At 42.8% G+C, this 11,779-nt stretch carries 10 protein-coding genes; 3 read left to right on the forward strand and 7 right to left on the reverse strand.

The annotated features are described in order from the left end of the window. Positions 1–21 precede the first annotated feature (21 nt). Genes BLQ81_RS11460 through BLQ81_RS11480 form a run of 5 tightly spaced genes read right to left on the reverse strand, consistent with a single transcriptional unit; the run spans position 22 to position 5,789 of the window. Positions 22–588: a hypothetical protein gene (locus tag BLQ81_RS11460; RefSeq protein ID WP_092730096.1), complete on the reverse strand. Its 567-nt coding sequence runs from the start codon at positions 586–588 to the stop codon at positions 22–24. An 11-nt stretch (positions 589–599) separates the two neighbouring features. Then, positions 600–1,832, reverse strand: coding sequence for an FG-GAP repeat domain-containing protein (locus BLQ81_RS11465; RefSeq protein WP_092730097.1), 1,233 nt, complete (start codon positions 1,830–1,832; stop codon positions 600–602). Next, positions 1,829–2,617, reverse strand: a complete 789-nt coding sequence (locus BLQ81_RS11470) for a fibrobacter succinogenes major paralogous domain-containing protein (RefSeq protein ID WP_092730098.1) — start codon at positions 2,615–2,617, stop codon at positions 1,829–1,831. The genes BLQ81_RS11465 and BLQ81_RS11470 overlap by 4 nt, the downstream gene beginning before the upstream one ends. 12 nt (positions 2,618–2,629) lie before the next feature. After that, a complete protein-coding gene (locus tag BLQ81_RS11475) occupies positions 2,630–3,709 on the reverse strand; it encodes a hypothetical protein (protein ID WP_092730099.1) in 1,080 nt (359 codons plus the stop codon). A gap of 10 nt (positions 3,710–3,719) precedes the next feature. Then, a complete protein-coding gene (locus tag BLQ81_RS11480) occupies positions 3,720–5,789 on the reverse strand; it encodes a tetratricopeptide repeat protein (protein ID WP_092730100.1) in 2,070 nt (689 codons plus the stop codon). Positions 5,790–6,011: 222 nt separating this feature from the next. Between BLQ81_RS11480 and BLQ81_RS11485 the strand changes: the two genes are divergently transcribed. Continuing rightward, positions 6,012–6,602, forward strand: a complete 591-nt coding sequence (locus BLQ81_RS11485) for a hypothetical protein (protein ID WP_139183617.1) — start codon at positions 6,012–6,014, stop codon at positions 6,600–6,602. Position 6,603: 1 nt separating this feature from the next. Here the strand turns inward: BLQ81_RS11485 and BLQ81_RS11490 are convergent, their stop codons facing one another. Next, positions 6,604–8,061 (reverse strand): hypothetical protein, encoded by a 1,458-nt coding sequence (locus BLQ81_RS11490; RefSeq protein ID WP_092730102.1) that lies wholly within the window; start codon positions 8,059–8,061, stop codon positions 6,604–6,606. 232 nt (positions 8,062–8,293) lie between these two features. Between BLQ81_RS11490 and BLQ81_RS11495 the strand changes: the two genes are divergently transcribed. Both BLQ81_RS11495 and BLQ81_RS11500 read left to right on the forward strand, forming a co-directional pair. Further along, positions 8,294–10,249 carry a tetratricopeptide repeat-containing sensor histidine kinase gene (locus BLQ81_RS11495; RefSeq protein WP_092730103.1) on the forward strand — a complete coding sequence of 652 codons (1,956 nt, stop codon included), beginning with the start codon at positions 8,294–8,296 and terminating at the stop codon, positions 10,247–10,249. After that, positions 10,246–10,863, forward strand: coding sequence for a response regulator (locus BLQ81_RS11500; RefSeq protein WP_092730104.1), 618 nt, complete (start codon positions 10,246–10,248; stop codon positions 10,861–10,863). The genes BLQ81_RS11495 and BLQ81_RS11500 overlap by 4 nt, the downstream gene beginning before the upstream one ends. Positions 10,864–10,927: 64 nt before the next feature. Here the strand turns inward: BLQ81_RS11500 and BLQ81_RS11505 are convergent. After that, a partial coding sequence (locus BLQ81_RS11505; RefSeq protein WP_245693246.1) for a reverse transcriptase domain-containing protein occupies positions 10,928–11,779 on the reverse strand: 852 nt, incomplete at its 5' end.

The following is an 11,779-nucleotide window of genomic DNA, read 5'->3' on the forward strand; positions in this document are numbered from 1 at the left end:
TTTGGCTCATCAAAGGGGGTTCTAGTCAACAACCATTTTATCAATTTGCACCCAAGTATTTGGGCTATTCACCATGTTTTGTAGTGGTATTGTCGTCTTAAGGGGCGCAGACCCAAACACCAATGAACTCCCAAAGTCTTCAAAGTCTTTTTCAAACTCTTCGGAATTGGTTAGGAAAATGAAGCTCATTTTCTTTTTTCCATCGGTTAGCATCAACAAAATCACTGCTTGGTTCACTTGATTGTGTAGAAAAGGAGCCACCCGAATCTTCGCCTTCCAAGCATCTTTATAATCTGAAAGATTCTCATTAATGGTCGTTCCCGGTTTGTATTGAGTTACAATCAGGTCATTCCATTCTTTCTGGAAATCAGTCTCGGGATTCCCGGAAGAAGGCAAACTGGGGTAGAGCAAAATCCTCGCGTAGGTTTTCTTCGCAGGGTTTTCTATCCGATACGCCAGCCAATCCTGTTGCGCTTCCTTTTTCCATGAGGGGGCAAGAGAAAAGGTCACGATATCGAATGATTGGGCTGATTGGGCAGAAAGTGCCGCTGAGAAAATCAAGAAAAGAAGGGTGAGCGAAAGTCTCATAAACACACGATTTATTGTCCGGTATTTAGGGAGATATGAAGAATTGCAAGGGATAGATTGCTCACCGGGCCAATATTACCGCCTATCAAATCCGCTTTTCCGTCTCCATTCATATCAGTGACTAATGGATAGGTATTCACATCTCCCATGACAAGTGGCTTGGAGAAGCCCTGAAAACAATTCCCGATATTCAAAACATATTGCCAAGTTGCTGTCTCCGGGTGAAAAGAGACGAGGTCATCAATGCGGTCTCCATTGAAGTCTCCTGAGCGAAAAATCATATTGAAATCCGTTGCCCAACCTTGCATCCAAAATTCGCCTTCACAGCCATTGACCGGACTGAAGGTCTGATTTCGATTATTTAAAGCCACAGACCAGGTTCCTTTTTGGTTGTCCCTAATCGCAATATCGGTAAACCCGTCGCCGTTGAAATCCCCCGTCACGGGTTGAGCATTGGAAATTCCCAGTCCCCAATTGCTGATCCAGGCATTTGGTGTAAAATCAACAAAAGTCCCTTTGGAAAGTGCGATTTGCCATTCACCGGTTTGGTGAAACCACAGGGCCATATCTCCAAGTCCATCACCATTATAATCGCCTGGAAAAGTGAGAAACTGATCGCTGAAATGCGCAGGGAGATCCGAGTACAATTGGGAATTTGCCAATTGATAGTTTGGGAATCCAGTATTGGTTAATGGCGCAATAGAAGAAATCATCCCAATTTTTCGATGTGCCGGACTTGCTCCAATAAGATCGGGCCTTCGGTCTCCATTGACATCTGCCTCCACCGTCAAATAGCCGAGCAACCCTATTGAACTATAAAGAGACCATTCGTGAGCAGATTTATATTGAATGGAAAAGCCATCCGAACTCTGAAAAAACCAACCTAAAACATCATCCAGGTAAAAATCCTTGTAGGCGATATCTTTTATTCCATCACCATTGTAATCCACTGCATAAAACCCGAAGGTTCTTGAGGTGGGATTAACTTCAATAAGGCGTTTGGCATAATTATTTTGAACATAGTAGGGAGGATGAAAAGAATCCGGCTGGGGAGTTATCGAAGGTGGCTGCGACACTGTACTCGTAGATCCAAGAGTGGTAGAACTGGTTCCAGAAGTGTTTATTTTATTGGTTTTGGTGATTTCTTGAGTTGTTACCGGTTTGGTGGTTCTTACCCTGATCTGGGCATGAGCATAGGATAAACCAACTAGTAAAGCGATGAAAATTAAAGGGAGCTTTTTCATTTTTTTGCGGGTTTGGGTTCAGGTTTTTCAGGGTCCTTGACACAGCGGCAAGAGTAGCCGTTGGTGGCTAGGGTATAGATTCTTCCCACGGCGTTGGTGTTATAATGCGCGTGGTGATTCCAGAGGTAAAGCAGACCATAGCGGTCATCATAAACGGTCGAGGTCCAAAAATTCCCATATTGGCCTAGGGTGGTATATTCTCCATTGTCCAGCCTTGAACCTGCCGGAAGAATACCAAAACCACTTGAATTGTCTCCTGAGAAACTGGAGGCTTTCCAGCCTTCTGAAACTTTCAATTTGGGAGCTATTTCCCCCCGCTCTCCGGTTCGTTCCAGTTCAGAAACCGGTACTCCAAGCAACTTCTCCAACTCGTTCCAGTCTTTGTCCGTGGCCACATGCCAACCAAGCGGACAAAGCTTGCCCGAAACGGCCGCATAGCCATTGTAAAGCAGACCGAATTTTTGCCGATTCCTGGGATTATCCTCATAGACCGCATTAGCTCCACGTTTGGTTTCCTTCCATTCCTGAGCATTCAATCCGCTTGCAATTCGGGTCGTGTCTCGGTATTGGGTGGTTCTTAGATTTTCTTTAAACCAATACTGATTCCCGATTTTGATGACTTCGTAGCGGTTGCTGTCTAGGTCATAAACTGGCTTCAAATTGACATCAATACTGTCTTTCAATTTGACATCGATGCTGCTTTTTGAGGGTGAGATGGGAGTTTTTTGTTGAGCCAACAGTGGCAAAAATGAAAACAGAAAGCAGATATAAAGAAGTAGTTTCATGGTATGGATGGGTTAAGGTTTTTCAAGCAAGGATTGGAAAAACTTAATATCCAAATCATCTATTAATGAGTTGATATTGGTCAAATAGACCTGAATTTTAGTTTCATAAAAGAAATTGATACAAAAAAATTGAGGTCTCCACTTCGGAAGACTTTTATCAAAATAACCCATATCAGGTACCACTAGATGTAGAATATTAGTATCGCCAACATTTTTGAAACCCAGAAATTCATACCAACTCTGACCCTTTTCGACGATCGCTGGTTCCTCGAGTTCTTCCGGAGAAAGATCGGTCAACAAGGCCTCAAAATCTTCGATTATCTTTTTTTGTTCATTAATCCGTTGGGTTTGTATTTGATATTGGACTGCGCTCTCCTCATCTGCTTTGGGGTCAATTGGGACTCGAAGTTGCTCCAGTTCCTTTAAAAACCGATTCATCCCTGGCAAGTGAAAAAGAATGAACTCTTTTTTGGTCAAAGCCCGGAATGGTAGTTTATCATTCTTGGTAATGATTAAATTGAATACTCTTCGCGTTTCCTTTCCCTGAGGTTCAGTTATAATCCATTGATAGACCCCACTCTCTATTCTTTCGGGCCAGTCTTTTATTTTGAAATATTTTTCCTCCCGATCATCGGGGATTTCGGCAGCAAACAATTCGATTCCTCCTCCCTGGCCGGAGAGTTTGTTGATTTGAAAATAAACTTGGGTATTACTGGAGATTTCAGGTTGATAATTCCTATTGTTTTTGGCACTGGTTCCACATACATACCTTAAGAAATATAATGAATAGATGTAGGGGTCTGCAACCCAGTTTTTTCCGTAAAATTCATTGTATCCGAAGGCATTAGAATAGGTTATCTCCATACCGACCGGAGAAAAATCGGAAGAGATTTTTTGATTAATTTTTGAAAGGGTTTCCTTTTCCTTAACCAGATCCGTTTTGCTAACATTTTGAACCGAACCGGCTATGCCAGCTTTAAAGGTTCCAGGGATGGTGGCGAGCTGAGTTGGATCACAGTCCTGAGACTTTCCAGCGGTACTTGCAGAAAAGAAAAAGAGCAAAAAAACGAAGCGTTTGATGAAGGTTTCCATTACTTGATTATTATTTGGTAGATAGTCCTCTAAGAATTCCTTTTCCTTCCATAGATGGCCCACTATTCCAGCCCCATCGTGCTTCTGCACCGACAAAGGTGGAGGATTGGTCATCGGCGAAACCTAAAGAAGCCTTTGAATTGGAATCGCTGACCAAATTGGTACTTGCCCCTGCTTTGGCACCAACTTTCACCCCTCCGTCAGTAATTCCATTTGCATCAAATTCAACAAACCCATAAATCTCCCCTTTCAATTCAGCCTTTACCGGTCCCCATTTGGCGGGTTCCGCCAAGTCAGCATCAAAGCCGAACTCTACCGAACCTTTGATTATCTGATCTGTATCCATGTTTTCCTTGACCGTGTATTTGAAAAATTTCGAGTCCAGTTTGGTGGTCATCTTGTTGCATTCAATAGTGATGGTGCCTACCCCTAAATTCAATACGCTTTTTTGCGTGCAGGTCATTTCGTAAAAATCTGCCAGCTCGCCCGTTTCGGCTTCTTCCTCTTCCTCATCATCCACATAGACGCAGGGATTGCCAAACCGGACTTCCTGACCACTAATCATTCCTAGCCAAATCCCGTGTGCTTTGAGTTTTTCCCATTCAAACTGATCTGGCATCAAACTGAATTGAAAGTAATTCATTTTCCAGCTTAGCGACTTTTTCCAATAGTCTATGGATTTTAAGTTTTCGGTTTCAAAAAGGTCATTGATTTCCCTCAGGTATTCACTCTTTATTTGATTCATTGATTGGCAATAGGCCTCCATGTCTGCCTTGCTTGAACCCTCTCCGATACGATCCCCCATGGATTCAGTCAATTCAGCCAATTTGTCTCCATAATCATCTTCGATTTTTTTGGCTTTTTCCTGAAGGAGATAACCCGCTTCCACGATTTCATCGTACTTTTTGGCCTCCAATTCTCCGTTTTCTCCCTCATAGTATTCCTGAAGTGCGCGGATCTTAGGAGAAAAAATCAACTGAGTGAATGAACCTTCTGCATTTTGACCCATTGGAACAAAACTTTCCATTTGCTTATCCATTTCCTCTTCCAACTGCTCATAAAGCATATCCATCTTTGCAGAGATCTTATCAGACATCCAACTTATACCTTCTCGATAGGCAATCCACTCTTTCTCCAATACCTCACTTTCAAAGACATTTTTAGGGTATTTAGGCCAATTCATGTGCACCAGACCCATCGGGTCTTCATTCAGGGGTGGGTAAAACGTCAAATCATTTGGGGTGATTTTATGGCCGAAGTCTTTGATCTTTTTTTCTTTCTCAGGACTATATCCGGATTTGATGCTTTTTTTCATGGCTAAGGCAGCAGCGGTTTTGTTTCCTTTTTTCTCCTCGATGACACTTTTAGTCAAATTGGCTTGGGAGTGACCGGGATAGAGCATCAGTGTGCTGTCGATGTAGGCTTCGGCCGTTAGAATGTCTCCCAATCCAAACCAGGCCTGAGCCATGTTATTCAACACGGTGCTATTTTTGGGATACGTCGAATTGAGGTACTTCAGGATTGGAAGCGCAGCTTCCTCCGCTCCTGCCATTGTCAAAAATGCCGCATAATTATTCAGGTAATCGGCGTTTTGAGGTTCAGACTTGAGTGCATTTCCCAGCACCAAAATCGCATAAGCGGTAGAACCGAACATCCAAAGCCCATTTGCCAGTTGTGCTTTTTCTGCCGGAGATCCGGCCAAGGCAAAAAGTTCTTGGGCATTGGATGTGGCCTTTAATCCAAATTTGGAGGAAACTCCCGCATGAACTTTTGCCAAATAGGGAGCCAATTCAGCACTTTTTAGAGTCGTTTTTTTAGCTTGTGCAATTCGGGCCTCATCTTTTTCTGGGAAATCTTTCCCCTCATCTTCATTATAAGCATCGGATAAGTCCATTTTGCCAAGTAGGGACACGTCAATTCCCATTTTCTTCATCATCTCCAGCTCCTCAGGATCCAGTTCCTCCACCATTTTTTTCAGTTCCTCCTTGGTGGGAGGTTTTTCCTGGGCTGAAACTTTGACAGGATCAAACAGAAAAAGCCCTAAGAAGATCATTAAAGCGGCTAGAGTCAGATTTTTCATTGCTCAGAAATTGGGTTGGAAGAGCCTTTGATAACATGGGAAAGCTAGTTGATCTCAACCTGTCCCGACATCCTGTAAAAAGGGGATTTTTGGAAATGCCCAGCTTGCCTTGACAAAATATTTTATAAATCAAAATCCAATCATAAAAAAATCCTCCTTTTAAGGGATAGAAAGGCAGGAGATAATTGGGAATAATTGGGAAATCAAAAACCCACTCTCATTATGAAAACACTTGCCATTGCCTGCCTGATTCTGGTACTCACCGGAAATCTTTTCGCCCAGAATAAATTCGGAATCCTGACCTACCAAATCCCCGATCATTGGGAAGTTGCAGAGGTTTCCGGCAATCTGGTCCTATTCAATCCAGCCAACCCCGGATGTAGGATAGCCTTTTTTCCCACGACCCAAACCATCATAGACACAGAAGAGGAATTTCTTGAATTAGGGAGTCAAAAAATCAACGAACTGAGATCCCAGAATTTCACCCATTACCCTGTTGAGAAAATTGAACAAGAAGGGTGGATTATATTTAGAACTTTAATAGCCCATAACAATCCTCAGTATAATTTGATATTTATGATAACACTTTCAAATTCAAATGAAACCACTGGTTTCCTTTACGAAGCGAACTCTGCCTCTTGCAATGATGAGATTATTCAAATATTGTCTATACTAGATATCCAACCATCACCAGCACCAGAACTTACTGTCCAAGATCCTACTAAGCCCCAGCCTAAAGGAAAGGCCCAGCCTATGAAAGATCTCCGCAGAGTGGCTGAACCACAAAAAGGGAAGGGAAAAGGCAAAAATTAAGTTACTTGATTTTCACAAGTGTATATTCCCCTCCTGACCGATCATTTAAATAAAGTAATCGCCCACCTCTCACCGCTTGAAAATGCGCATCAAACTGCTGGGTTTTTCCTTGGTAACGATTCGTCATTATGATACTCCAATTGGTGACTGTAGCGTTTCCTTTGTATTCCTGTTGAAAGGTATTCATCGCTCCTACCGCTCCTGTTGCACCATTGTGGATGCTGGAATAGGTGTTTCCGGAAAAGGAAAAGGTCGCACTTGAAGCCGCAAACGTGGCTCCGGCATACGCTCCTGTTACAGTGTTATACCATTGGGTCATTTGAGATCCGCCACTTTGCCAGGTGCCATTCAGGTCATTTGGGCCCACAGCAAACTTATTGTAGCTACTCATCCTTAAAAGGTCTGAATCCCAACGATCAGCAGCTTTCGGGAAGGTCTGTCTAAAGTTTGCTTCATCAGAAGAACTGGCCACCGTAAGCATAGCAGCATTGGGTGAAACGGTGAGAAACATTCCAATAAAGCGTCGTTGACCTGTTTGAGGATCTTGCCCCCAGCCTTCCACGTATTTTGGCTGCAATGAACTGATAAACTCCCCTCCGTCCTGATAGGATTTAGAGCTTGTTTTGAAAAGCGGAGTAATGTGATTGTCCCAGTAATAATCCCGATCCATCACACCTGTTCCGGAGAAGTTTTCGCTCTGATAAGGAAGCACAAAAAACAGATAGACTTTTGTCTCGCCTTTTTGCACTACCACCCCATCCGGTTGGATACTGGCAATCCAGCCGTCATCAAAATTGCTGGTGCTAAATTGATAACCTGAAAAAGTTGGAGGGGGAGATGAGGGTTTCTGCACGGTTGGCGAGGGCTTCTCAGTGGGGGCAGTTTGTATTGGCGCTGAAGATTGAGGCTGAGTCGGGACCGAACTCGGAGTTGTAGCTGACCGACCAGGTGGCAAAGGTGGAATATGTGCTGGAACAGTCATGGCTCCCGCCTGTGAGTTTGGCGCTGGTGTAGGAGCAGTTGTTCCTTGATTTTGAGCTTTGGGAGGCATATTGGACTTCGCCAAATAAAAACTGGTTTCTGATTTATCCATGGAGAAATAAATCAGAAATGTAGTGGCTCCTTTCATCAACCAAGCCATTTTCTCATCCTTGGTTGGGAGAATTTGAAAACCGGATTTTTCCAGATTGTTCAATAGAACATCCCCATTAAATCCAGACTGTGAAGCCGGTGGAAGGAAATATACCTCAACATCAGTGAGGTTAATTTTGGGATCCTGAACTTCCGATTCTAGCAGGGTTGCTGCTGCTAGTGTGATTAGAAATCGCTTGTCCTGTTTGGCACCATCGGGTAGCGAAAGATTCAAAGCTGGAATTCGCGAAGCTGGAATCACATTTTTTTGAGCCATGATGTAAAATGGAAGGAAACAAACGAGAATTGGTATCATCAAGGCTTTCATAGGAGGAGTGGATTAGATTAAAATCAAAATAAACCTAGGAGAGGCAACGCAATTCCGAAATCCTGTAAAAACAGGATATTTCTTCTTTTCGAAAAATCCTGTAAAACAGGGATGTATTGCGGGGAAAAAACCAAATAGGTTTGGGAGAAACAATTGCTGTTGCTACCAGCGGATTCTTTGAAGGATTTGAGTAGATTATTAGGCCCTTTTAAACAAAATCCCAAGACTTCCGATGAAAAGATTGCTTTTCTTCCTTTTCCTCTTGTTTCCCTTGTCCATTTTTGGCCAACAGGTTTTGGATCTGGACAGCCTGCTTAGACTTTTGCCTAAGGCCAAGGAGGAAATATCTAAAGTAGGACTTTACATTCAAATCGGTCAACAATATGAAAACACGGAGCCAGAACTTGCCAAAAGCTATTATCGAAAAGCCCTAAACCTTAGTCAAAAAATCGGATACCATACCGGGGAGATCAAATTTGCCCATAATTACACCTATATTCTTAATGTTCAGGGTCAATTTGATTCCTCCCTTTATTACAATCTGAAGGCGGTTGCGCTTGCACGGGAGATCAGGGATTCTGTTAATCTGGGAAAAGCCTTGCTTAATTCAGGTTCTGTCTATCGCTATCTTTCTGACTACGAAACGGCCGCGGAATATTATCAGCAAGGAAAGTTGATCTTCGAAAAAATCGGTGATGAAGGCATGAAGGGCTTTATCTTAAATCTTCTTCAGGTGCTTTACTCTGATTTAAAATGGCATGACCGGGCAATTGAAGTGGGCATGGAAGCCTTAAATTTTTATCAAAAAGCCGGAGATCAACGAATGATCGGAACAGTAATGAATAACCTTGGATTGTCCTATTCCAAATTGGGAAAAGCTGCTGAAGCTATTTCCATGTATCAACAAGTTTTACAAATCGGAAACGAAACCAATGATCTCAACATGCAGGGAACCGTTTTGTTAAATCTCGGAGACTCTTATGATCAGACGAATGACTATCCAAATATGGAGCAATCCTACAGGAACGCATTAGAGATTTTCCGGAAACTTGAATCTGAAGAAGGAGAAATCATTGCCTTGAGGGGCATGAGTATCGTTCAGCTTTACAAAAAAAATCTGTCTTCTGCTTTAGATCTGGGAAAAAAATCGGTGGATTTGGCTTCGGAAACCAAGTACGCTCTTGAACGGCAGAAGTCTCTCCTGCAACTTTCCAATGTCTATTTTGCCTTGCAGGATATTCCTCGGGCCAGAGAGGCGATGAAGCAATCAGAGCTTTTGGGAGATAGGCTGATCAATGAAGAAATCCAAGGCAAAACCCTCGAACTCGAAAAGAAATACGAATCTGAAAAACAACAAAACCAAATTCTCCAGCTGGAAGCTCAAAATGCGATACAGCAGGTTATCATTCAAAAAAGAAAGCTCACCATCTGGATTTTGATCCTTTTAGCAGCTTCACTAGCAACTATAATTCTGCTGGTCATCCGAAAAAACCAGCATAAACAGCGGTTCCAAATCCAAAAAATAAAAGAGCTTGAAACAGAAAAACAACTCACCGCAACAGAAGCTGTGCTGAAAGGAGAAGAACAAGAACGAAGTCGACTGGCAAAAGACCTGCACGATGGCTTGGGTGGAATGCTTTCAGGAATTAAATTTTCATTTCAAACCATGAAGGGCAACCTAGTATTAACCCCCGAAAATGCACAGCTGTTCGAACGGAGCTTGGACATGCTAGACACTTCCATTTCAGAGATGAGAAGAGTCGCCCATAATTTGATGCCTGAAAATCTGATCAAATTCGGTTTGGATTCTGCTTTGAGAGATTTTTTTGATGACATCAATTTAAGCGGTGTCATTCAACTCCGATACATTTCGATCGGGCTAAAGGATGAGCTAATCGATCAAACTATCGCAATTTCACTGTACAGAATCATCCAAGAACTAGTGAATAACATTTTGAAACATGCTGAGGCAAAACAAGCCTTGGTACAACTCACAAAAACCGAAAATCTGATCTTGCTGGATGTAGAAGATGATGGGAAGGGTTTTGAGCATTCAAAAATGTTACTCAGTACAGGAATTGGCTGGACCAATATCAAAAGCCGGCTCGAATACCTCAATGCCAAAGTCACCTTGGACTCCGCCCCGGGAAAGGGAAGCAGCATACATATTGAAGTGCAAATTCCATGAAAACGCGGCTTTTTATCGTAGACGACCACTACATGGTCATCGAAGGAATCAGATCTCTACTTCAACAGGAGGAAGATATCGAATGGATGGGGCATGCCACCAATGGTGAATCTTGCCTTGCTTTCCTTCAGCGGCAGGAACCTGAGGTGATTTTGATGGATATCAGTATGCCTGGAATGTCGGGAATTGAGCTTTGCAAAGAGGTTAAAAGCCACTATCCCGGAATCCGTATTCTTGGGCTCAGCACTTTCAACCAACGAAGTTTTGTTGAGAAAATGATTGAAAATGGTGCAAGTGGATATGTATTAAAAAATGCCAGCAAGGAAGAATTACTCAAGGCTATTCAAGCGGCAAAAGCCTTTAAAACCTATTTGAGTTTTGAAGCGGTCCAAGGTTTGAGAAGCCATTCTGAAAAGGATTTACCGATTTTAACCCGACGGGAAAAAGAAGTCCTTGAATGGATTGCGGCTGGTTTAACAAATCTGGAAATAGCCGAAAAACTATTTATTAGTGCCACTACTGTGGATACTCACCGCAAAAATCTGATGATCAAGTTTGAAGCAAAAAATGTTGCTGCATTAATTCATTTAGCTTCCAAAGCGGGTTTGGTTTAAAAATCTTTTCCAAAGTTTAGAATTTTGAAAAGTTGAATCAAAAGTCGAGTAGGTAAGGGGAATTTCACCCCAAACCTCTCACAGCACCGTGCGTGATAGTCTCTCCGCCGCGGCGGACGCTTCCAAAGTTAGGCCTCCTTTTCTTACCAAGAGTTGGTGGTACCAGTTGCCAGTGAGCAAAAAGATTTGGCTTTCCCCGGTAAACTGTTACCAACCACCTGATAGCCTTCCTTTTACCCAGTCTCCGTTTCTGAGCCATCTTCCATTCTATCAATTTCCTGTTCAGCCAAAACCACAATCCTACCGTAGTCCATTTATGGAACTTGCAGTAATAGTTAATCCAGCCTTTTAACATGACATTGATAGCAGATGACAGTTCTTGGATATTTCCTCTGAATTTCCTTATCGAAAATTTTCTGAGTTTATCCCTGACTGAGGTCTTAGAAGACTCACTCATACACGCAGCGGTGATCAGTTTCAGCCCATCTTTTGTCGGACAATAACGGGGCTTAAACGAATAACCCAGAAAGTCAAATGAGGATGCCGCTTCTGGGTTTTCCCTGTTTCGGTCATTTCGGCAGCAGACAATCTTTGTCTTTGCTTCGTTCATTGACAGTCCGCACTCGTTCAGTCGTTCCCCTAATCGGGTTTTCATGAATGCTGCTTGCTTGTTGCTTACGCAGTGAACAATGATGTCGTCCGAGTATCTCTCGAACTGCATTTTCGGAAAATACTTCGCCATCCACTTGTCGAAGGTGAAGTGGAGAAACATATTCGCTAGCAGTCCACTGATAACCCCTCCCTGAGGAGTACCCTTCTCTCGTCTTTCAGTCACTCCTGTTCCCTGTTTCACAACATCGGCTTTCAGCCAACGCTCGATGTACATCAAAACCCATTTCTCTTGGGTGTAGTATTC

This window comes from Algoriphagus alkaliphilus (assembly GCF_900103735.1).
GTDB classification, from domain to species: Bacteria; Bacteroidota; Bacteroidia; order Cytophagales; family Cyclobacteriaceae; genus Algoriphagus; species Algoriphagus alkaliphilus.